At 62.4% G+C, this 21,388-nt stretch carries 19 protein-coding genes; 18 read left to right on the forward strand and 1 reads right to left on the reverse strand.

Translation table 11 applies throughout. The features are described from left to right. Nucleotides 1-70 precede the first annotated feature (70 nt). The 18 genes from D8767_RS01870 (at nt 71) to D8767_RS01955 (ending at nt 18,906) form a co-directional block, all read left to right on the forward strand. A complete protein-coding gene (locus D8767_RS01870; RefSeq protein WP_016712589.1) occupies nt 71-1,165 on the forward strand; it encodes a polyamine ABC transporter substrate-binding protein in 1,095 nt (364 codons plus the stop codon). Between the two features lie 70 nt (nt 1,166-1,235). Next, entirely contained in the window at nt 1,236-2,378 is a 1,143-nt protein-coding gene (gene potA, locus D8767_RS01875) for a polyamine ABC transporter ATP-binding protein (protein WP_016712588.1), read from the forward strand. Further along, nucleotides 2,375-3,295 carry an ABC transporter permease subunit gene (locus tag D8767_RS01880; RefSeq protein WP_016712587.1) on the forward strand — a complete coding sequence of 307 codons (921 nt, stop codon included), beginning with the start codon at nt 2,375-2,377 and terminating at the stop codon, nt 3,293-3,295. The genes potA and D8767_RS01880 overlap by 4 nt, the downstream gene beginning before the upstream one ends. After that, nucleotides 3,292-4,185 carry an ABC transporter permease subunit gene (locus tag D8767_RS01885; protein ID WP_016712586.1) on the forward strand — a complete coding sequence of 298 codons (894 nt, stop codon included), beginning with the start codon at nt 3,292-3,294 and terminating at the stop codon, nt 4,183-4,185. The genes D8767_RS01880 and D8767_RS01885 overlap by 4 nt, the downstream gene beginning before the upstream one ends. A 450-nt stretch (nt 4,186-4,635) precedes the next feature. Next, complete coding sequence (locus D8767_RS01890; RefSeq protein WP_016712585.1) at nt 4,636-5,724, forward strand: efflux RND transporter periplasmic adaptor subunit; 1,089 nt, start codon at nt 4,636-4,638, stop codon at nt 5,722-5,724. Further along, a complete protein-coding gene (locus tag D8767_RS01895; protein ID WP_016712584.1) occupies nt 5,721-6,788 on the forward strand; it encodes an efflux RND transporter periplasmic adaptor subunit in 1,068 nt (355 codons plus the stop codon). Before D8767_RS01890 ends, D8767_RS01895 begins: the two co-directional genes overlap by 4 nt. Next, on the forward strand, nt 6,785-9,847 hold the full coding sequence (locus tag D8767_RS01900; RefSeq protein WP_016712583.1) for an efflux RND transporter permease subunit: 3,063 nt from the start codon (nt 6,785-6,787) through the stop codon (nt 9,845-9,847). The genes D8767_RS01895 and D8767_RS01900 overlap by 4 nt, the downstream gene beginning before the upstream one ends. 193 nt (nt 9,848-10,040) lie before the next feature. Continuing rightward, on the forward strand, nt 10,041-10,223 hold the full coding sequence (oscA, locus tag D8767_RS01905; protein WP_016712582.1) for a sulfur starvation response protein OscA: 183 nt from the start codon (nt 10,041-10,043) through the stop codon (nt 10,221-10,223). Nucleotides 10,224-10,271: 48 nt separating this feature from the next. Next, the gene (locus tag D8767_RS01910; RefSeq protein WP_016712581.1) at nt 10,272-11,279 is read left to right on the forward strand and encodes a sulfate ABC transporter substrate-binding protein; all 1,008 of its coding nucleotides are present in this window, start codon (nt 10,272-10,274) and stop codon (nt 11,277-11,279) included. 100 nt (nt 11,280-11,379) lie between these two features. Then, nucleotides 11,380-12,198: a sulfate ABC transporter permease subunit CysT gene (gene cysT / locus D8767_RS01915; RefSeq protein WP_016712580.1), complete on the forward strand. Its 819-nt coding sequence runs from the start codon at nt 11,380-11,382 to the stop codon at nt 12,196-12,198. 11 nt (nt 12,199-12,209) lie between these two features. Continuing rightward, nucleotides 12,210-13,082 (forward strand): sulfate ABC transporter permease subunit CysW, encoded by an 873-nt coding sequence (gene cysW / locus D8767_RS01920; RefSeq protein ID WP_004575843.1) that lies wholly within the window; start codon nt 12,210-12,212, stop codon nt 13,080-13,082. Between the two features lie 3 nt (nt 13,083-13,085). Then, the gene (locus D8767_RS01925) at nt 13,086-14,075 is read left to right on the forward strand and encodes a sulfate/molybdate ABC transporter ATP-binding protein (protein ID WP_016712579.1); all 990 of its coding nucleotides are present in this window, start codon (nt 13,086-13,088) and stop codon (nt 14,073-14,075) included. Nucleotides 14,076-14,340: 265 nt separating this feature from the next. Beyond that, nucleotides 14,341-15,141, forward strand: a complete 801-nt coding sequence (locus tag D8767_RS01930) for an energy transducer TonB (RefSeq protein ID WP_016712578.1) — start codon at nt 14,341-14,343, stop codon at nt 15,139-15,141. 30 nt (nt 15,142-15,171) lie between these two features. Beyond that, entirely contained in the window at nt 15,172-15,891 is a 720-nt protein-coding gene (locus D8767_RS01935) for a MotA/TolQ/ExbB proton channel family protein (RefSeq protein WP_016712577.1), read from the forward strand. 1 nt (nt 15,892) lies between these two features. Next, nucleotides 15,893-16,294, forward strand: a complete 402-nt coding sequence (locus D8767_RS01940) for a biopolymer transporter ExbD (protein ID WP_016712576.1) — start codon at nt 15,893-15,895, stop codon at nt 16,292-16,294. A 182-nt stretch (nt 16,295-16,476) separates the two neighbouring features. Continuing rightward, on the forward strand, nt 16,477-17,058 hold the full coding sequence (locus D8767_RS01945) for an alpha/beta hydrolase (RefSeq protein WP_016712575.1): 582 nt from the start codon (nt 16,477-16,479) through the stop codon (nt 17,056-17,058). Between the two features lie 57 nt (nt 17,059-17,115). Then, nucleotides 17,116-17,946 (forward strand): sigma 54-interacting transcriptional regulator, encoded by an 831-nt coding sequence (locus D8767_RS01950; RefSeq protein ID WP_016712574.1) that lies wholly within the window; start codon nt 17,116-17,118, stop codon nt 17,944-17,946. Between the two features lie 174 nt (nt 17,947-18,120). Next, the gene (locus D8767_RS01955; RefSeq protein ID WP_003248974.1) at nt 18,121-18,906 is read left to right on the forward strand and encodes a MetQ/NlpA family ABC transporter substrate-binding protein; all 786 of its coding nucleotides are present in this window, start codon (nt 18,121-18,123) and stop codon (nt 18,904-18,906) included. A 72-nt stretch (nt 18,907-18,978) separates the two neighbouring features. Here the strand turns inward: D8767_RS01955 and D8767_RS01960 are convergent, their stop codons facing one another. Beyond that, the gene (locus tag D8767_RS01960) at nt 18,979-21,342 is read right to left on the reverse strand and encodes a penicillin acylase family protein (protein ID WP_016712573.1); all 2,364 of its coding nucleotides are present in this window, start codon (nt 21,340-21,342) and stop codon (nt 18,979-18,981) included. Nucleotides 21,343-21,388: the final 46 nt, after the last annotated feature.

Genomic DNA, 21,388 nt, shown 5'->3' on the forward strand with positions numbered 1-21,388 from the left:
AGTTGCGCGCCGGTTTTGCGTGTGCGGCAGCATTGTCGCTACCCAGGCACTGATTGTGAGGAGCACCCACTTGTCTATTTCTGTAATCCGCAAGGCCTTGATGGCTGGTGCGGGCCTGACGCTGGCATGCAGCGTCCAAGCGGCGCCTACGGTGCACTTCTACAACTGGTCCGACTACATCGGCCCGACCACACTCGCGGACTTCGAGAAAGCCACGGGCATCAAGCCAGTGCAGGACGTGTTCGACTCCAACGAAACCCTGGAAGGCAAGCTGCTGGCCGGCAATACCGGCTATGACGTGGTGGTGCCGTCCAACCATTTCCTTGGCAAGCAGATCAAGGCGGGCGCGTTCCAGAAGCTCGACAAGAAACTGCTGCCCAATTATTCCAACCTCGACCCGGCGTTGATGAAGCGCCTGGAAAAGAACGACCCGGGCAACCAGTACGCCGTTCCCTACCTCTGGGGCACCAACGGCATTGGTTACAACGTCGACAAGGTGAAGGCCGCGTTGGGCGTGGACACCATCGACTCTTGGGCCGTCTTGTTCGAGCCCGAGAACATGAAGAAACTCTCCAAGTGCGGTGTTGCTTTCCTCGACTCGGCGGATGAAATGCTCCCGGCGGTGCTCAACTACATGGGGCTCAACCCCAACAGCACCGACCCCAAGGATTACGCAAAAGCCGAGCAGAAGCTGCTGGCCGTACGCCCGTACGTGACCTACTTCCACTCGTCCAAGTACATCACCGACCTGGCCAACGGCGACATCTGCGTCGCGGCAGGCTTCTCGGGTGATGTGTTCCAGGCCAAGGCCCGCGCTGAAGAAGCGAAGAAGGGCGTGAACCTGGCCTACGCCATTCCCAAGGAAGGCGGCAACCTCTGGTTCGATGTGCTGGCGATCCCCAAGGACGCCAAGAACGTCAAAGAGGCGCATGCCTTCATCAACTATTTGCTGAAACCTGAGGTTATCGCCCAGGTCAGTGATTACGTCGGTTACGCCAACCCGAACCCCAAGGCTGGCGACCTGATGGACCAGGCCGTGAGGACTGACGCCGCGGTTTACCCACCGCAGGAAGTGCTGGACAAGATGTTCGTGAACTCAGAGTTGCCACCCAAGGTGCAACGGCTGATGACCCGTAGCTGGACCAAGGTCAAGTCGGGCAAGTAATTATCCAGACCCGCAGCGCACCTGCAGACCAGGCCGCGCGGGCACAAAAATCTTGTTGGGAGTTTCACTCATGGCAGTTGCCTCCGGTGCCTATAAAAAAGCCCTCGAGGGTGGCCAGCAACCCAAGCAGGTGCTGGTCAAGATCGACCGGGTTACGAAAAAATTCGACGAAACCGTAGCCGTGGACGATGTGTCCCTGGAAATCCGCAAGGGCGAGATCTTCGCCCTGCTGGGTGGCTCCGGCTCGGGCAAGTCCACCTTGCTGCGCATGCTGGCCGGCTTCGAGCGCCCGACTGAAGGGCGGATTTTCCTCGATGGCGTCGACATCACCGACATGCCGCCTTACGAGCGGCCAATCAACATGATGTTCCAGTCCTATGCGCTGTTCCCACACATGACCGTGGCGCAGAATATCGCCTTCGGCCTGCAGCAGGACAAGATGCCCAAGGCCGAGATCGACGCCCGCGTGGCCGAGATGCTCAAGCTGGTACACATGACCCAGTACGCCAAGCGCAAGCCGCACCAGCTGTCGGGTGGCCAGCGTCAACGTGTGGCCCTGGCACGCTCGCTGGCCAAGCGCCCCAAGCTGCTGCTGCTCGACGAGCCGATGGGCGCGCTGGACAAGAAACTGCGTTCGCAGATGCAGCTGGAACTGGTAGAGATCATCGAGCGCGTGGGTGTGACCTGCGTGATGGTGACCCACGACCAGGAAGAGGCCATGACCATGGCCCAGCGCATTGCCATCATGCACCTGGGCTGGATCGCCCAGATCGGCTCGCCGGTGGACATCTACGAGACCCCGACCAGCCGCCTGGTGTGCGAGTTCATCGGTAACGTCAACCTGTTCGAAGGCGAAGTGGTCGACGACGCCGAAGGCCACGCGATCATTGCCAGCCCGGAGCTTGAGCGCAAGATCTACGTGGGCCACGGCATCACCACCTCGGTGGAAGACAAGCACATCACCTACGCCTTGCGCCCGGAAAAGATGCTGGTTACTACCCAGCAGCCGACCTGCGAGCACAACTGGTCGCGCGGCAAGGTACACGACATCGCCTACCTGGGTGGCCATTCGGTGTTCTACGTGGAGCTGCCGAGCGGCAAGATCGTCCAGTCGTTCGTCGCTAACGCCGAGCGCCAGGGCACCCGCCCGACCTGGGGCGATGAAGTGTACGTATGGTGGGAAGATGACAGCGGCGTGGTACTGCGGTCATGAAACTGCGCAAGCTCAAGCGAGCCTTCCAGCGCCTGACCCCGCAGGGGCGGCATGTGGTGATCGGCGTGCCGTTCATCTGGCTGTTCCTGTTCTTCATGCTGCCGTTCTTCATCGTGTTGAAGATCAGCTTTGCCGAAGCCGACGTGGCGATCCCGCCGTATACCGAGATCTATAGCTACGTCGAAGACAAGATCCAGTTGGTGCTGAACCTGGCCAACTACGGCCTGCTGACCGAGGATGAGCTGTACCTCTCGGCCTACCTGGGCTCGCTGAAGATGGCGTTCTTCAGCACCCTGCTGTGCCTGCTGATCGGCTTCCCAATGGCCTACGCCATTGCCAACGCCAAGAAGGAGACGCAGACCGTATTGCTGCTGCTGATCATGATGCCGACCTGGACCGCGATCCTGATCCGCGTCTATGCCTGGATGGGCATTCTCAGCAACAACGGCCTGCTCAACGGCTTCTTGCTGTGGACCGGGTTGATCGACCAGCCGCTGCAAATCCTCAACACCAACCTGGCGGTGTACATCGGCGTGGTCTATTCGTACCTGCCGTTCATGATCCTGCCGCTGTTCGCCAACCTGGTGAAGCATGACCCTTCGTTGCTGGAGGCCGCTTCGGACCTGGGTTCGAGCACCTTCAACAGCTTCTGGAAAATCACCGTACCGCTGTCGAAAAACGGCATCATCGCCGGCTGCATGCTGGTGTTCATCCCGGTGGTGGGTGAGTTCGTGATCCCTGAACTGCTCGGCGGCCCGGAAACCCTGATGATCGGTAAGGTGCTGTGGCAAGAGTTCTTCAACAACCGTGACTGGCCGGTGGCCTCTGCCCTGGCGGTAGTGATGCTGGCGATCCTGATCGTGCCGATCCTGCTGTTCAACCGCAGCCAGGCTAAAGAAATGGAGGGCCGCGCATGAAACGCTTCAGTTTCTCCAAGCTGATGCTGGTGCTGGGCTTGCTGTTCATCTACCTGCCGATGCTGATCCTGGTAATCTACTCGTTCAACGCCTCCAAGCTGGTGACGGTGTGGGGTGGCTGGTCGATCAAGTGGTACGTCGGCTTGCTCGACAACACCCAGCTGATGGGTTCGGTGATGCGCTCGCTGGAAATCGCCTGCTACACGGCGGTGGCCGCGGTGGCACTGGGTACCCTGGCGGCCTTCGTGCTGACCCGCGTCACCCGCTTCAAGGGTCGCACGCTGTTCGGTGGCCTGGTCACCGCGCCGCTGGTAATGCCCGAGGTGATCACGGGTCTGTCGCTGTTGCTGCTGTTCGTGGCCATGGCGCAGATGATCGGCTGGCCCCAGGAGCGTGGCATCGTCACCATCTGGATCGCCCACACCACGTTCTGTGCGGCGTACGTGGCGGTGGTGGTGTCGGCACGCCTGCGTGAGCTGGACCTGTCGATCGAAGAAGCGGCAATGGACCTGGGTGCCAAGCCGTGGAAGGTGTTCTTCCTGATCACCATCCCGATGATCGCGCCATCGCTGGCGGCGGGCGGCATGATGTCGTTCGCGCTGTCGCTGGATGACCTGGTGCTGGCCAGCTTCGTGTCCGGCCCGGGTTCGACCACCTTGCCGATGGAAGTGTTCTCGGCGGTGCGCCTGGGCGTGAAGCCCGAGATCAACGCCGTGGCCAGCTTGATTCTACTGTCGGTGTCGCTGGTGACCTTCTTTGTCTGGTACTTCAGCCGCCAGGCCGAAGAGCGTCGTCGCAAGGCGATTCAGCAGGCGATCGAAGAGGGTGCGGCGGCCAATGCCTCGCAGCCACAGGTCAAGCGCCCGGCGCAGGTTGCGGCTTCGGCCTGACTGTGTAGACATCCCCGCAGGGTTTCGGCTCTGTGGGGTGTCAGGGCAGCCAGGTGCATGGCTGGCCATTGTTAGCGCCTATCAGATCGAGCGCCGCCCGCGCGGCGCATCGCGAGCTGTGCTCGCTCCTACGTTTTTTTCGGGCCAGTCTATCCTGTGGCAGGCGCGCGCGACCGCTTTGTTGGTACGACACAATTTAACGCCATGCGCCCAGGCGTACGCGCGCAAATCCCCCAGGAATAATTGGCCCGAAACAAACGTAGGAGCGAGCGCAGCTCGCGATGCGCCGCGCGGGCGGCGCTCGATCTGATAAGCACCGAAAAAATCGAGGCATGCACCTTGATGCCCTGATGCGCGTACGTCCTCTATCCATCAGTGATGTTTATCGAACCCTGAACTACGCTGACAGTCGCATCTCACAAATCATTTGTGCGCAAGCAAGGAGCCAGCATGGCGTTGGTGCGTCCGCTGTCGGTCGTTTGCCTGGGGCTGCTGTACATGCTCACCGGCTGTAGCAAGGAAGAGGTCCCCGAGACGTTGCCTCGGGTTGGTGTGCAGCAAGTCCAGCCCACTGATTTCGCAGCCAGGGTCACCCTGACCGGTGATGTGCAGGCGCGGGTGCAGACCGACTTGTCGTTCCGCGTGGGCGGCAAGATCATTTCGCGCAGCGTGGATGTGGGCGACCATGTCAAGGCTAACCAGGTGCTGGCCCGGCTGGACCCGAAAGACCTGCAGAACAACGTCGACTCGGCCAAGGCCGAGGTGTTCGCCGCGCAGGCGCGGGTCACCCAGACCAGCGCCGCCTTTGTACGCCAGCAAAAACTGCTGCCCAAGGGCTACACCAGCCAGAGTGAATACGACTCTGCCGAAGCCGCGCTGCGCAGCAACCAGAGCGCGCTCAAGGCCGCCCAGGCGCAACTGGCCAACGCCAACGAACAGCTCAGCTACACCGCACTGGTCTCCGAGGCCGCCGGGGTAATCACCGAGCGCCAAGCCGAAGTGGGCCAGGTGGTGCAGGCCACCATGCCCATCTTCAGCCTGGCCACCGATGGCGACCGCGATGCGGTGTTCAACGTGTACGAATCGCTGCTGGTCGCACCGCCCAGCGATGCCGGGGTGATCGTCAGACTGCTGGATAACCCCAACGTCCAGGCACATGGCTTCGTGCGTGAAATCACTCCCACGGTGTCGGCGCAAAGCGGCACGGTGCAGGTCAAGGTAGGCCTCAAAGACGTGCCACCGGGCATGCAGTTGGGCGCACCGGTCACCGCCACCACCAATGCCCAAGGCCGGCCCAGCGTCGAGCTGCCGTGGTCGGCACTGACCAAAGCCCTGCATGAGCCCGCCGTATGGGTGGTGGGCGAGGGCGACAAGGTTGAACTGCGCAAGGTCGAGGTCAGCCGTTACCTCACCGGCAAGATCGTGGTCGCCAGCGGCCTTAAAGGCGGCGAGACCGTGGTGGTCAATGGCGGCCAATTGCTGCACCCCGGCATGCAGGTGCAGAAGATCGACGCCAAGGCCCAAGGGGGTGAGCTATGAAGCGCCTGCTGCTGATGCTGTCGGCTGGCGTGCTGCTGGTGGGGTGCAGCAGCGAGGACGAGGTGCCAGAGCCGATTCGGCCCGTGCTGTCGGTGAAAGTCGAACCCCAGGTGCGGTCGCAGTTGGGCCGCTTTGCCGGCAGTATTCAGGCACGCTTTGAAAGTACCCTGGGCTTTCGGGTTTCCGGGCGTATCGCCCGTCGCTGGCTGGATGTGGGCGCCCAGGTAAAACCGGGCGACACCTTGGCAACCCTCGACCCGACCGACCAGCAAAACCAGCTGCGTGCTGCCGAAGGCGACCTGGCCAAGGTCCAGGCCCAATGGATCAACGCTCAGGCCGACGCCCGCCGCCAGCAGCAACTGTACGACCGCGGGGTAGGCGCCCAGGCCCAGCTGGATATCGCCCAGACCAACCTGAAAACCACCAGCGCGGCGTTGGAGCAGGCGCGCTCTGCGCTCAGCCAGGCGCGTGACCAGCTCGACTACAGCACCCTGCGCACCGACCACGCTGCGGTAATCACTGCCTGGCAGGCCGAAGCCGGGCAAACCGTCACCGCCGGCCAGGCCGTGGTAACCCTGGCCAGACCGGATGTGAAGGAAGCCGTGATCGACCTGCCGATCGGCCTGGCCGAGCAGTTGAGCAAAGGCCTGACCTTCACCGTTGCTTCGCAGCTGGACCCGACCATCAACACCACCGCCAGCCTGCGGGAACTGGAACCCCAGGCCGACGCCACCACGCGCACCCGCCGTGCGCGCCTGACCCTGGCGAGCACCCCGGCGGCCTTCCACCTGGGCACCGCCATCAGCGTGACCCTGAGTTCGGAGGTGTCGCCGCGCAGCGAACTGCCCTTGAGTGCCTTGCTCGAGCGCGACGGCAAGACCCAGGTATGGGTGATCGATACGCAGCAGAAGACCGTGGCCACTCGTGACGTGGCCCTGATCGGCCGCACCGCCGACAGCGTCGTCCTGAGCTCGGGCGTACAGCCCGGCGAGCGAGTGGTGACTGCGGGCGTGAACAGCCTCAAGCCCGGCCAGAAGGTCACCTTCGACGAGGATGCGCAATGAAAGGAAGCTTCAACCTGTCCGACTGGGCACTCAAGCATCAATCGTTCGTCTGGTACCTGATGTTCGTTGGCCTGCTGATGGGGATCTTCTCCTACTTCAACCTGGGCCGTGAGGAAGATCCGTCGTTCACGATCAAGACCATGGTCATCCAGACCCGCTGGCCCGGCGCGACCCAGGACGAAACCCTGTACCAAGTCACCGACCGTATCGAGAAGAAGCTCGAGGAACTCGACTCCCTCGACTACACCAAAAGCTACACCCGCCCCGGTGAATCCACGGTCTACGTGTACCTGCGCGACACCACCAAGGCCAAGGACATCCCGGACATCTGGTACCAGGTGCGCAAAAAGATCCAGGACATTCGCGGTCAGTTCCCTCAGGGCATCCAGGGGCCTGCGTTCAACGACGAATTCGGTGATGTATTCGGCTCGATCTACGCCTTTACCTCCGATGGCCTTACCCTGCGCCAGTTGCGCGACTACGTGGAGCAAGCCAGGGCTGAGGTCCGCGATGTGCCCAACATCGGCAAGATCGAGTTGGTCGGTACACAGGATGAAGTGCTGTACCTGAACTTCTCCACCCGCAAGCTGGCCGCGTTGGGCATTGACCAGCGCCAGGTCATGCAGGCCTTGCAATCGCAGAACGCCGTGACCCCGGCTGGCGTGATCGAGGCGGGCCCCGAGCGCATTTCGGTGCGCACCACCGGGCAGTTCTCCTCGGAAAAAGACCTGGAAACGGTCAACCTGCGTATCAATGACCGCTTCTTCCGCCTGGCGGATATTGCGGATATCGAACGCGGGTATGTCGACCCGCCGTCACCCATGTTCCGCTACAACGGCCAGACTGCGCTTGGGCTGGCCATCGGCATGAAGGCCGGTGGCAACATCCAGGTGTTCGGTGCGGCGCTGAAAAAGCGCATGGACAAAGTGGTCGAGGACTTGCCGGTAGGGGTTGGGGTACACACCGTGTCGGACCAGGCGGTGGTGGTGAAGCAGGCCGTCGGCGGCTTCACCAGCGCGCTGTTCGAGGCGGTGGTGATCGTACTGGGGGTGAGCTTCATCAGCCTGGGCGTGCGCGCAGGCCTGGTGGTGGCCTGCTCGATCCCGCTGGTGCTGGCCATGGTGTTCGTGTTCATGGAGTACAGCGGCATCACCATGCAGCGGATTTCGCTGGGCGCCCTGATCATTGCGCTTGGCCTGCTGGTGGACGATGCGATGATCACCGTGGAGGTGATGGTCACGCGGCTGGAGATGGGCGAAAGCAAGGAGCAGGCGGCAACCTTTGCCTACACCTCTACAGCCTTCCCCATGCTGACCGGCACCCTGGTGACTGTGGCCGGTTTCGTGCCGATCGGCCTGAACGCCAGTTCGGCCGGTGAGTATACCTACACCCTGTTTGCCGTGATTGCCGTGTCGCTGATCGTGTCTTGGGTGGTGGCGGTGTTCTTCGCGCCCGTGCTGGGCGTACACATCCTTAGCAGCAAGGTCAAAGCCCATGAAGCCGAGCCTGGCCGCCTGGGCAAGGCCTTCGAACATGGCCTGCTGTGGTGCATGCGCAACCGCTGGTTGACCATCATCGGCACCGTGCTGTTGTTCGTGCTGGCCATTTTCTGTGAGCGTTTTGTGCAGAACCAGTTCTTCCCGTCCTCGGACCGCCCGGAAATCCTGGTCGACCTCAACCTGCCGCAAAACGCCTCGATCGAGGAGACGCGCAAGGTGGTCGACCGCTTCGAGGCGCGGATCAAGGATGACCCGGACCTGGTGCACTGGAGCACCTACATCGGCCAGGGTGCCATTCGTTTCTACCTGCCCCTCGATCAACAATTGCAGAACCCGTACTACGCGCAGTTGGTGATCGTCAGCAAAGGCTTCGAAGAGCGTCAGGCCATGATGGATCGCTTGCAGAAGATCCTGCATGAAGAGTTCGTCGGCATCGGTACCAACGTACAGTCGCTGGAAATGGGCCCGCCGGTAGGGCGGCCGATCCAGTATCGGGTCAGTGGCGCAAACATCGATGAGGTGCGCAAGCACGCCATCGAACTGGCCACCTTGCTCGACCAGAACGAGCACATCGGCGAGATGATCTACGACTGGAACGAGCCGGGTAAGGTGCTGCGCGTGGAAATCGCCCAGGACAAGGCACGCCAACTGGGGTTGTCGTCGGAAGATGTGGCCAATGTGATGAACAGTATCGTCAGCGGCGTGCAGATCACCCAGGTCAACGACAACATCTACCTAGTCAACGTGGTGGCCCGTGCCGAAGACAGCGAGCGCGGCTCGCCGGATACCCTGCAAAACCTGCAGATTCTCACGCCCAACGGCACCTCGATCCCGTTGCTGTCGTTCGCCACGGTGCGTTATGAGCTGGAGCAGCCGCTGGTGTGGCGCCGGGACCGCAAACCGACCATCACCATCAAGGCTTCGGTCAATGGCGACATCCAGCCCACCGACCTGGTCGCCCAGCTGAAGCCGAAGATCGACGAATTCGCCAGCAAGCTGCCGGTGGGCTTCGAAGTGGCCACGGGCGGTACGGTGGAGGAGAGCGCCAAGGCGCAAGGGCCGATCCGCAAGGTAATCCCGCTGATGCTGTTCCTCATGGCCACGTTCCTGATGATCCAGCTGCACAGCGTGCAGAAGCTGTTCCTGGTGGTGAGCGTGGCGCCGCTGGGGCTTATTGGCGTGATCATTGCGCTGGTGCCAACGGGCACGCCCATGGGCTTTGTGGCGATTCTCGGCATCCTCGCGCTGGCGGGCATCATCATTCGCAACTCGGTGATTCTGGTGACCCAGATCGACGAGTTCGAGGCCCAGGGCTTCTCGCCGTGGGACGCAGTGGTGGAGGCTACCAACCACCGGCGCCGGCCGATTCTGCTGACGGCGGCGGCGGCGAGCCTGGGCATGATCCCGATTGCCCGCGAAGTGTTCTGGGGGCCGATGGCCTACGCCATGATTGGCGGGATCATCGTGGCCACCCTGCTGACGCTGCTGTTCTTGCCGGCGTTGTATGTGGCCTGGTACAAGATCCGCGAGCCTGAAAACAGCACTGAAACCCAACATTGAACCCTGTGGGAGCGGGCACGCCCGCTCCCACGGAGGCATTTGAGCGCCTGTAAGATCGCGAATTGAATTTGGTTATATAAACATTCTTAAACAGTATTTTTAAGAATAACTCCGCCTCACTACTATTGCCCTCAAGCCAGGCGCAAATCCCCTTCAAACCTCTGCCCGGCACCTCACTCCAAGGAGAACGAGCATGAGTGCATCTCTGCGTAGCATCGACGGTCAGGACGAAGCCACCATTCTGCGTGAAATCCAGAGCGCCTTGCGCGACCTGCGTTTCGGTGCGGTGGAGATCACAGTGCACAACGCTCAGGTCGTACAGATCGAGCGCAAGGAGAAGTTCCGCCTGCAACAGCCCGGCAACAAGGCCGGCTGATCGCGCCTCACACTCAAAACTAGAAAAATGCCAATCGGGAGCTTCACCATGTCCATCCGCCGTTATGCGCTCGCCGCTTTGGCCAGTGCTGTTTTTGCCGGTTCCGCCATCGCCAAGGACTACGAACTGCTGAACGTGTCCTACGACCCGACTCGTGAGCTGTACCAGCAGTACAACGCCGAGTTCATCAAGCACTGGCAGCAGGCCCATCCGGGCGACAAGGTGAAGATCCAGCAGTCCCACGGCGGCTCGGGCAAGCAGGCCCGTGCGGTGATCGACGGCCTGCGCGCCGACGTGGTGACCTTGGCACTGGCCGGTGACATCGACGAAGTCGCCAAGCTCGGCAAGACCCTGCCGGACAACTGGCAGACCCGCCTGCCGGACGCCAGCACCCCGTACACCTCGACCATCGTGTTCCTGGTGCGCAAGGGTAACCCGAAAGGCATCAAGGACTGGGGCGACCTGATCAAGAAAGACGTGTCGGTCATCACCCCCAACCCGAAAACCTCCGGCGGCGCCCGCTGGAACTTCCTGGCCGCCTGGGCCTACGGCCTGAAGGCCGGCGGTAGTGAAGAGAAGGCCAAGGCCTACGTGCAGGAGCTGTTCAAGCACGTACCGGTGCTGGATACCGGTGCCCGCGGCTCGACCATCACCTTCGTCAACAACGGCCAGGGCGACGTGTTGCTGGCCTGGGAAAACGAAGCCTTTCTGGCGCTGAAGGAAGACGGTGGTGCCGACAAGTTCGACATCGTCGTGCCGTCGCTGTCGATCCTGGCCGAACCGCCAGTGGCGGTGGTGGACAAGAACGCCGAGAAGAAGGGCAATACCGAGATTGCCACCGAATACCTGAAGCACCTGTACAGCCCAGCCGGGCAGAAGATTGCTGCAGAGAACTTCTACCGCCCGCGTGACGAGAAAGTCGCTGCCGAATTCGGCAAGCAATTCCCGAAACTTGACCTGGTAACCATCGACAAGGACTTCGGTGGCTGGAAAACTGCACAACCGAAATTCTTCAATGATGGCGGTGTGTTCGACCAGATCTATCAGGCACAGTAATCGCCAAGGAAAAGCGGGGCTGCGCAGCAACCCCGGGATTCAGAGTCTTGCACCAGCCCGGGATTGATTCCGGGCTTCGTGCGTTTAACCAGGGATATTTATGTCACGCCGCATTTCTCCCGTCATACCCGGCTTCGGGCTGACACTGGGCTACACCTTGGTGTACCTCAGCCTGATCGTGCTGATACCGCTGGCAGCCATGTTCATTCATGCCTCGCAGCTGACCTGGGAGCAGTTCTGGAACATCATCAGCGCGCCGCGGGTAATCGCCGCGCTCAAGCTGAGTTTCGGTACCGCCCTGTTCGCCGCCATCATCAACGGGGTGATCGGCACCCTGCTCGCGTGGGTGCTGGTGCGCTACACCTTCCCTGGGCGCAAGATCATCGACGCGATGATCGACCTGCCGTTCGCCCTGCCTACCGCCGTTGCCGGTATCGCCCTGACCGCCCTGTACGCGCCCTCGGGCTGGGTCGGCCAGTTCGCCACCGACCTGGGTTTCAAGATCGCCTACACCCCGCTGGGCATCACCCTGGCGCTGACCTTCGTCACCCTGCCGTTCGTGGTGCGTACGGTGCAGCCGGTACTGGCCGACATCCCGCGTGAAGTGGAGGAGGCCGCCGCCTGCCTGGGCGCCAAGCCGCTGCAGGTGTTCCGTCATATTCTGGCGCCGGCCCTGCTACCGGCCTGGCTCACCGGTTTTGCCCTGGCCTTCGCCCGCGGCGTGGGTGAGTATGGTTCGGTGATCTTCATTGCCGGCAACATGCCGATGAAGACCGAAATCCTGCCGCTGCTGATCATGGTCAAGCTCGACCAGTACGACTACACCGGCGCGACCGCCATCGGCGTGCTGATGCTGGTGGTTTCCTTCATCCTGCTGCTGCTGATCAACCTGCTGCAGCGCCGCATCGAAACCCCTTGAAGGAGGCCGGCATGTCCAGTTCATCCCTGAGTGCAAGCGCGGCCGCCAACGCCGCCCGCCGTGGCAGCGCCACTTCGCGGCGCATCCTGATCGGCCTTGGCTGGCTGGTGTTCGCGCTGTTTCTGCTGCTGCCGCTGGTGATCGTGGTATCACAGGCGCTGAAGAACGGTTTTGGCACCTTCTTCGAGGCGATTTTCGAGCCCGACGCGCTGTCGGCATTGAAGCTCACCCTGCTCGCCGTGGTCATTTCGGTGCCGCTTAACCTGGTGTTCGGTGTCAGCGCCGCCTGGTGCGTCAGCAAGTACACCTTCCGTGGCAAGAGTATCCTGGTCACCCTGATCGACCTGCCGTTCTCGGTGTCGCCGGTGATCGCCGGCCTGGTCTACGTGCTGATGTTCGGCGCGCAAGGCCTGTTCGGGCCATGGCTGCAGGACCACGACATCCAGATCGTGTTCGCGCTGCCGGGCATCGTCCTGGCGACCATTTTCGTCACCGTGCCGTTCGTGGCCCGTGAACTGATCCCGCTGATGCAGGAGCAGGGCACGCAAGAAGAGGAGGCCGCGCGACTGCTCGGCGCCAACGGCTGGCAGATGTTCTGGCACGTGACCTTGCCCAACATCAAATGGGGCCTGATCTATGGCGTGGTGCTGTGTACCGCACGGGCCATGGGCGAGTTTGGCGCGGTGTCGGTGGTGTCGGGCCACATTCGTGGTGTGACCAACACCTTGCCGCTGCACGTGGAGATCCTCTACAACGAGTACAACCACGTCGCGGCCTTCAGCGTGGCCAGCCTGTTGCTGATCCTGGCGCTCTTCATCCTGCTGCTCAAGCAGTGGAGCGAGAACCGTATTAACCGCCTGCGCCACAGCGCCGCGGAGGAATGATTCATGTCGATCGAAGTTCGTAACGTCAGCAAGCGCTTCAACAGCTTCCAGGCCCTGGACAACATCAACCTGGACATCAACAGCGGCGAGCTGGTGGCTTTGCTCGGCCCGTCCGGCTGCGGCAAGACCACGCTGCTGCGCATCATCGCCGGCCTGGAAACCCCGGACCAGGGCAATATCGTGTTCCACGGCGAAGACGTGTCCGGCCATGACGTGCGTGACCGCAACGTCGGTTTCGTGTTCCAGCACTACGCGCTGTTCCGTCACATGAGTGTGTTCGACAACGTCGCTTTCGGCCTGCGCATGAAGCCCAAGGGCGAGCGCCCGAGCGAAAGCAAGATCGCCGAGAAGGTGCATGAGCTGCTGAACATGGTGCAGCTGGACTGGTTGTCCGACCGCTACCCCGAACAGCTGTCCGGTGGCCAGCGTCAGCGTATCGCCCTGGCCCGCGCGCTGGCGGTGGAGCCCAAGGTGCTGCTGCTGGACGAGCCGTTCGGTGCACTGGATGCCAAGGTGCGCAAAGAGCTGCGCCGCTGGCTGGCGAGGCTGCACGAAGACATCAACCTGACCTCGGTATTCGTGACCCACGACCAGGAAGAAGCCATGGAAGTGGCCGACCGTATCGTGGTGATGAACAAGGGCGTGATCGAGCAGATCGGCTCGCCGGGCGAGGTGTACGAGCAGCCGGCCAACGACTTCGTCTACCACTTCCTGGGCGACTCCAACCGCCTGGCCTTGAGTGAAGGGCACCATGTGCTGTTCCGCCCGCACGAAGTGTCGCTGTCGCGGCATGAGACCGAAGGGCACCATGCGGCCGAAGTGCGGGATATTCGCCCGTTGGGCGCGACTACCCGGGTGACCTTGAAAGTCGAGGGGCAGAGCGAGCTGATCGAGGCGGAGGTGGTGAAAGACCATGACAGCCTGATCGGGTTGGCGCGGGGGGAGACATTATTCTTCCGGCCGAAGGTTTGGCAGAAGGTGGCGGATATCTGAGCCTCTTCAGGTAATGAGAACCCGGGCATGGTCCCGGGTTTTTTATCTCTGCAATTCCATGCCTTTCCTGAATATTTTGCATGCCCACAAAGCATCGAGTTTTGCTTGGTCAGCCACAGCCCGTGCAGTTCGTGGCTTTCACGCTACCCTTCAAAAACAATATTCACTTAAGTTCTAACCATAATTTTAAACATTACTTTAAGAGATAAGTCTCTGGCCCCGATGATTCAGCCATACCTGAATCGAGACCCCAGGAGTTTGATCAATGGGTAATGTCCAGTCGGCCGTCAGGGCCTACGACCAGCCATGGCGCCCGGCCCCGGGCGACCTGGTCGAGCTTGGACGCACGCTTCGCCTTCCGCTGGGCCAGCTGCGCCTGCAACGCACGCCCGTCAGCGGGCTCAAGCGCCGTGACAAGCTGGTGTTGGGCCTGCTGGTGCTGGCCCTGCACGGCGCTGCGGCGTACTGGGTAAGCCAGGCACCCACGCCAGAGCTGCCCGTGGTGCCACCGCAAGTGCCGCCGATGACCATCGAGTTCGCAGCGCCAGCGCCGCCTGTGATCGAACCGCCACCGCCTGCGCCTGCACCACCTGTCGTCGAGCCGCCGCCGCCACCTCCCGTGATCGACGAACTGGCCGCCAAGCCCAAACCCAAGCCAAAGCCCGTGCCCAAGCCGGTGGTCAAGCAAGCACCCAAACCACAGCCCAAACCGGTCGAAGCACCACCGCCAGCCCCAGTGGCCGCTCCGGCACCACCTGCGCCCGCACCACCCGCGCCGGCCCCGGTTACGCCCGCTTCGGCCAACGCCGCGTACCTGAAAAACCCGGCGCCGGAGTATCCGCAGATGGCCCAGCGGCGCGGTTGGGAAGGCACCGTACTGCTGCGGGTAGAGGTGCTGCCCAGCGGTAAACCCGGGCAGATCCAGGTCCAGAAGAGCAGCGGCCGTGATGCCCTCGACGCCGCCGCGCTGGCTGCGGTGAAACGCTGGAGCTTCGTGCCCGCCAAGCAGGGCGACGTGGCCCAGACCGGCTGGGTCAGCGTGCCGATCGATTTCAAGCTTCGCTAACTTTTTCGCAGAACACAGGAAGACACCATCATGAGCCTGCTGGCATCCCCCCTCGAATCCGTTGAAAGCGCAGTCATCTGGCTGCTGGTTGGTTTCTCTGTCGTCACGTGGGGCCTGGCCCTGGTCAAGGTCGCGCAGTTCGTGCGGTTGAAGAACCAGGACAAACGCTTCCACCAGCAGTTCTGGGCGGCCTCCAGCCTGGACTCGGCCGCCGAGCTCAGCCACGAGCTGCCCGGCCCGGCTGCCCGCGTTGCCCAGTCTGGCTATGCCGCAATTGCCGTCGGCGACACCCAGGCCAACGACCTGAGCCACGCCATCAACCACCAGGACCGCCTGGAGCGTGCCCTGCGCCAGCAGATCGTGCGTGAGCGCCGCTCGCTGGAAACCGGCCTGGCAGTGGTCGCCAGTATCGGCAGCACCTCTCCCTTCATCGGCCTGTTCGGTACTGTGTGGGGCATCATGGAAGCACTCAAGGGCATCAGTGCGGCCGGCTCCGCTAGCCTGGAAACCGTGGCTGGGCCAATCGGTGCGGCCTTGGTGGCAACCGGTGTGGGTATTGCCGTCGCCGTTCCGGCGGTGCTGGTCTACAACTACTTCCTGCGCCGCCTCAAGCTGACTGCGGCCGACCTCGATGACTTCGCCCACGACTTCTACAGCCTGGCGCAGAAGAGTGCCTTCCGCGTGCTGGTGCACCCCGCCGTGCATAAGCCACAGGCCGGTTTCACCCAGCCCGTGAAGGAGGCGTCCTGATATGGCTTTTTCGACCCAGGACAGCGACGAAGTTCTCAGTGAAATCAACGTCACGCCGCTGGTGGACGTCATGCTGGTGCTGCTGGTGGTGTTCATCGTCACCGCGCCGCTGTTGACCAACGCCATCCCCATCAACCTGCCCAAGACCGAGGCCGTGGCCCCGGTAGAGCAGAAGGACCCGCTGGTGGTCAGCATCGACGGTGAAGGCAAGCTGTTCATCAACAAGGACCAGATCCAGCCCGACCTGCTGGAAACCAGCCTCAAGGCCGCCAAGGACAAGGACGCAGACGTGCGCGTGCAGCTGCAGGCCGATGACGGCGTTAACTACGGCGAAGTGGCGCGGGCCATGGCAGCCATCGAACGTGCAGGTATCAGCAAGCTGGCGGTGATTACCGCACGCTGATACCCGCCAAACCTCTTCAGGCAAGTGCTTATGGGCCACATCTCTTGGCAGGGGTTGGCCCTTTTTTTTATTGGCAGCAACAATATGTTTTGGTTATTAATAAATAGCTTCTTATTCCTTTACGAATATAACTCCCTCCCTATACTTGTCTCCAAGCACGCAAACTTACTGGAGGCGTCCCCATGCGCAATGAGTCGATTCGCTACCTGATTGTGCCGGGCTGGCAAGGATCGCCAGACAACCATTGGCAAAGTCACTGGCAGCGCACCCTGCCCAACAGTGCCCGGGTGGAGCAGCACGACTGGCTGACCCCGCAGCGCCAGGACTGGGTGCAGGCACTGGAGCAAGCGATTGTTGCCGAAGAGTCGCCGGTGATCCTGATTGCCCACAGCCTGGGCTGCATCACCGTCGCCCATTGGGCTGCGCAGGCCAGCCCGGCCTTGCTGCGACGTGTGCGAGGCGCGCTGTTGGTGGCACCAGCGGACGTCGAGCGGCCCACCTGCGCGCCAGCCTTGCGCAACTTTGCCCCGATCCCGACCGAGGCACTGCCGTTCCCCAGCCAGGTGGTCAGCTCGGACAACGACCCGGCCGTGAACGTGCCGCGGGCGCTGTACCTGGCCCAGTCCTGGGGCGCCGAGGCGGGGTTGCTGAGCAACGGCGGGCACATCAACGTCAAGTCCGGCCATGAGCGCTGGGAGCAAGGCTTCGCCTACTTGTACCGCTTGCAAAGCCGGGTTGAGCAGCGCGCACTGCGCCGCGCCTGATCGCCTTTACCGCTTACCTGATGCCCGGCCAATGATGGCCTGGGGCGGGAGTTTGTCATGACTTTTCAAAACCCGTTTGGCCAGCCGCTGCTGACCTTTCCCGAGCTGGACAAGAGCCCGCTGAGCATCCGCGCCAAGGCGCTGGTGTTCATTGACCCGCGTTCGCAGCAACTGCGCGAAGACCTTGAGCGCCTGGCGCCGCAACCCTTGCCCGTACTGATCCGTGGCGAAACCGGCACCGGCAAGGAGTTGCTGGCACGGCAGATCCATCGAGCCAGTGACCGCAGTGGTTTGTTCGTGTCGGTCAACTGCGCGGCCATCAGCCCCACCTATGCTGATGCCGAACTGTTCGGCTACAGCGCCGGCAGCCAGGGTGGCACGGCCAGCAGCCGCGCCGGCTGGTTCGGCTCGGCCAATGGCGGCACGTTGTACCTGGACGAGATCGCCGACTTGCCGCTGGCCATCCAGGGCAAGTTGCTGGCAGCCCTGGAAAACCGCGAAGTCACCCGAGTGGGCGCGCAGCAGCCGCAGCCGGTGGATGTGCGGCTGGTGGCCGCGACCAGCATCGATCTGGCGCGGGTGGTGCGTGCGGGGCGCTTCAACGAGCGCCTGTACCAGTACCTGCGCGAGGGGGCGCTGGAGCTGCCGCCGCTGCGCGAACGGCCGGGCGATATCCTGCCATTGGCCGAGTATTTCGTGGGCATCTACAGCGTACGCCTGCAGCGCCCTGTACCGCTGGTGAGTGAGGCGGCGCAGCAGGTGCTGGAAGCCCATCCATGGCCCGGAAATACCCGTGAACTGGAGAATGTTATCCACTTCGCCTTGCTGGTGAATGACGGCGAAGAGCTGCAGCCAGGGGACCTGGACCTGCCCAACCCCTCGCGCTAGACATCGCTCATAAGCAAAGTGGCTAATGGCGATTTGTTTTTGGAATAAGAAGCTAAGTAAAAGATATTGTTCCGGTATAAAAAATCTAGGTATTGTCCGCCTACGCCCGCTGGTGAACCGGTTGGGCACCCGATTCGCCATCGCTGATGGCCCAGATTCAGAACAAGGACCACCATGAAGAAGACCCTGCTGACCACTGCCCTGGCCGCTGCCCTGTCGTTCTCCGGCCTGGCCGCCGCCGCCGAGAAACTGGTGGTTGCCGCTACGCCGGTACCGCACGCCGAAATCCTTGAGCTGATCAAGCCGACCCTGGCAAAAGAAGGTGTGGACCTGCAGATCAAGGTCTTCACCGACTATGTGCAGCCGAACGTGCAGGTTGACCAGAAGCGCCTGGACGCCAACTACTTCCAGACCCTGCCGTACCTGAAGAGCTTCAACGAAGGTAAAGGCACCCACCTGGAAACCGTGATCGGCGTGCACGTCGAGCCGTTCGGTGGCTACTCGAAGAAGATCAAGAACCTGTCCGAGCTGAAGGAAGGCGCCACCGTTGCCATCCCTAACGAAGGCAGCAACAGCGGCCGCGCCCTGATCCTGCTGCAGAAGGCTGGCCTGATTACCCTGAAAGACCCGAAAAACGCGCTGGCCACCCCCAAGGACATTGCCGAGAACCCGAAGAAGCTGAAGTTCCGCGAGCTTGAATCGGCCATGCTGCCGCGTGTGCTGGACCAGGTCGACTTGGACATGATCAACACCAACTACGCCCTGGAAGCTGGCCTGAACCCGGCCAAGGATGCGCTGGTGATCGAAGGCGCCGACTCGCCGTACGTGAACTTCCTGGTTGCCCGCCCGGACAACAAGGACAGCGAGGCCATCCAGAAACTGGCCAAGGCCTTGACCAGCCCCGAGGTGAAGGCATTCATCGCCAAGAAGTATCAAGGTGCTGTGCTGCCGGCGTTCTGATGCGGTCGAAGTACCTGGTATGACCAACGCCGACGCCTTTGCGTCGGCTTTTTTTGGGGCTGCTAGCAGCCCTTACGGCCCTGGCACCAACCGCAATGTACTCTGTGCCGGAATCATCCCCATCTGCGCCTTCTGGTACTGCCCCTGCACATACCCTTCAGCCTGATCCGAGTAATGCCGGTCAAACGGCACGCCACTTTGCCCGACTGGGTTGCTGGTCAATGCCTGCCCGGCATCCGCAAAATCGATCAGCCGCCGCGTTGAAGGCCCGTAGGTCACCGGCCATGGCGCCGGGCCGATCTTCGCAGAAAGGTTGTTCGGCACCTCATGGGTACCGGGCGCGGCGAACGGCCCAACGTTGAACAGCAGGTTCAGCGGCTTTTTCACCCCAAGAGGGTGGTTGTGGGTCAGGGTATGGGCCTTGCCCCATTGCCAGCTGGCCGGGTCGCTACCCAAGGTATCGCGCAGGTGCTTCAGGCTGCGCTGCCAGGCCAGGCGTACGATGGCGGTACGGTCGGTACGCTGGTTGCCACCTCGGGTGTTCCACCAAGGGGAGTCGGCGTCCGCCGCCAGGCGTGGCAAGGCAGCGTCGATGGCGCGGGTGCTGATCAGTACCGGGAACCAGGTGTCGCTCAGTTCGTCGTGTAGGGCCGCGAAGGCCAGTTCGTAGAGGAACTGGTTGAACAGCGTGGCGCTGGTCGAATCCAGCGGGTAGTCGCCGCGCCAGGCGGCGAGCTGTTCGACCAGTTCCTTCTCTTCGTCTCCTTCCGCCACTGCGCGCAGGGTTGCCAGCAGCGGTGCAAGGGTGCGCGGGCCGTGGTCGCTGGCGGTGTTCAGTTGCAGGGCCTGGCTGTTCTGGGTATCCCATTTCACCTCGGGGTTGGCCAGGTGGCGGTCGAGCTGGCGGCCTCGGTCGGGCAGGTTGTAGTAACCCGGTATCGGCACCCCTGCTGGCGGCTGGTAGTTGGCCGAGACGATATAGCCGCGCGCTGGGTTCTCTTGCTGCGGGTTGACGTTGAAGGGGTAGAACCCGAGCTTGTCGGCCTGCGCGCTGGCGCCGTCGAGGATGAACGCCGGGTCGACGCCGTCGGGGCGTATCGGTAGCTTTGCCGCCGCCCACCAGCCGATGTCACCTCGGGCATTGGCCCAGACAAAGTTAAGGCCTGGTGCATGGACCTTGGCGGCAGCCTCGCGCATCTTGCCCAGCGTGTCGGCACGGTTGAGCTGGTAGAAACCTTCGAGGATCGGGTTTTCGGTTTCCAGGAACGCCCACCACATGGCGATGGGCGTAGGCCCGGCAGTAGCGCCCAGCACGTCGTTGACGATCGGGCCATGTGGCGAGCGGCGCAGGCTGAGTGTGACCGGTGCTTCGCCTTTGACCGCGATCTGCTGCTCGGTCTTTTCCAGCGCCTGCCATTTGCCTTCGACCATCACCTGGTTGGCGTCGGCCGGGTTGGTGCGCTCGGCGATCAGGTCGACGTCATCGTTCTGGAACATGGTCAGGCTCCAGCCGAAGTCGCGGTTGTGACCAAGCAGGGCAAAGGGGTTGAGCGCCTGGAAGTAGCCATACAGGTTGAAATCGGGTGCCGAGAGCTCGGCCTCGTACCACACCGCCGGCACTGCGAAACCGATGTGCGGGTCGCCTGCCAGCAGCGGCTTGCCGCTGCGGGTATGGTTGCCAGCCACCGCCCAGGCGTTGCTGCCTTCAAACTGCGGGATGCCCGCCTCACCCAGCGCCTGGTGGCTGAGGCGTGCGAGGGCTTCCAGGCTTTGCCAGTCCGCAGCGGCCAGTGGCGTGCCCACCGCCCCCTCGGGTTTCCAGCCAAGGTCGAAGATGCTCAGGTAATCGGCGCCAAGCTGGTCTCGGATGTAGGTCAGTGCGGGCTCGGTGCGAAACGCAGCAGCGAAGCTGTAAGCGAGGTAACCGGCAATGCTCAGGGTATCTTCGGCGGAAAACGGGCGAGGGGTGATACCCAGCAGGTCGAACTCCACGGGCTTGGGATGGCTGGCTTGCCAGCCGTTGACCCCGTCGAGGTAAGCTTGCAGGGCCTGCCAGGCAGGTGACTGGCGGTCCTGACGCTTGGCCATCAGTGCGGCCTGTTCGCGAATGCGCAGGCTGCGGAACAAGGTATCTGTGGGCAGCAGCTTGTCGCCCAGCACCTCGGCCAGTTCGCCTCGGGCCAGGCGGCGCAGGATTTCCATCTGGAACAGCCGGTCCTGGGCATGCACGTAGCCCAGGGCGCGGTACATGTCTGCCTCGTTTTGCGCCTGCAGGTGCGGCACGCCGCGAGCGTCGTAGCGCACGCTGACCGGCGCCTGTAAGCCAGCCAAGGCCACCTCGCCCTCGCGCTGCGGCAGCTTGCCCTGCACGTACCAGTAACCGGCGCCGGCGGCCACGGCAACCACCACGGCCAACAGGGTCAGGCTGCGCTTCATGCAAGCTCCTTGTGCGTCAAAGCAGAAAATGTGGTCCGATGATCGG

The organism is Pseudomonas sp. LTGT-11-2Z, assembly GCF_003691445.1.
Classification (GTDB): domain Bacteria; phylum Pseudomonadota; class Gammaproteobacteria; order Pseudomonadales; family Pseudomonadaceae; genus Aquipseudomonas; species Aquipseudomonas monteilii.